The organism is Ruegeria sp. BG6 (assembly GCF_056538465.1).
Genome location: NZ_JBQFTB010000050.1, coordinates 1 through 881 on the forward strand (window position 1 = coordinate 1; position 881 = coordinate 881).

At 61.5% G+C, this 881-nt stretch carries 1 protein-coding gene; it reads right to left on the reverse strand.

The genetic code is table 11. The annotated features are described in order from the left end of the window. On the reverse strand, positions 1-747 hold a 747-nt coding region (locus ACR0JW_RS23885; protein ID WP_480714617.1), incomplete at its 3' end, for an NAD-dependent epimerase/dehydratase family protein. Positions 748-881: the final 134 nt, after the last annotated feature.

Below are 881 nucleotides of genomic sequence, written 5' to 3' on the forward strand. Positions count from 1 at the left end.
GACCTCCTGATCGGTGCCGACATTGAAGACGTCGCCACGCGCGTCCGGAAGGGTCATCAGCCGGCACATGGCTTCGACCACATCCGCCACATGGCCGAAACAGCGTGACTGCTCGCCGGTGCCGTGCACCATCAGCGGTGCGCCTTCCAGCGCGGATTTCACGAAGTTCGGCAGCACCATGCCATAGCGCCCCGTCTGTCGCGGGCCGGTGGTGTTGAAGAACCGCAGGATCGTGACCGGAAGGCCGGATTCACGCGCATGGGCCAGCGCCAGAAACTCGTCCAGTGTCTTGGCGCAGGCATAGGACCAGCGCAGGTTGCGGGTGGCGCCGATGGTCAGATCACCCTCTTCCTGAAACGGGAAGTTCGTGCTTTTGCCGTAGACTTCGGAACTGGAGGCGATGAAGGTGTGCGTCTTGTCCACCAGCGCGGCATCCAGCACGTTCTCGGTGCCTGCAACATTGGTCAGGATCGACCGGCTGGGTTCGTCCATGATCAGCTTGACCCCGACAGCCGCCGCCAGATGGAAAACGATATCCGCCGGGCCAACCAGATCGGCCACCAGCTGACGGTCAAGGATGCTGCCTTCGACAAAGGTGAAATCCGGGTGATCGGCGACGGCGCCAAGGTTGGACATCAGCCCGGTCGACAGATCATCAAGAACAGTGACGGTATGACCATCCCCGATCAGCCGTTCCGTCAGGTGAGAGCCGATGAACCCGGCGCCTCCGGTAATCAGAATATGCATATGTTCGTACCTGTCACTTGTTGAGAACCGATATGCCGGATCGTACAACCCGCCCTGCGCATCCGGCCATAGCCGCAGGTGGAAAAAGACCTGTTCACCACGGGTTCCCGCGTATTGCCGCGCGCACCCCCCGC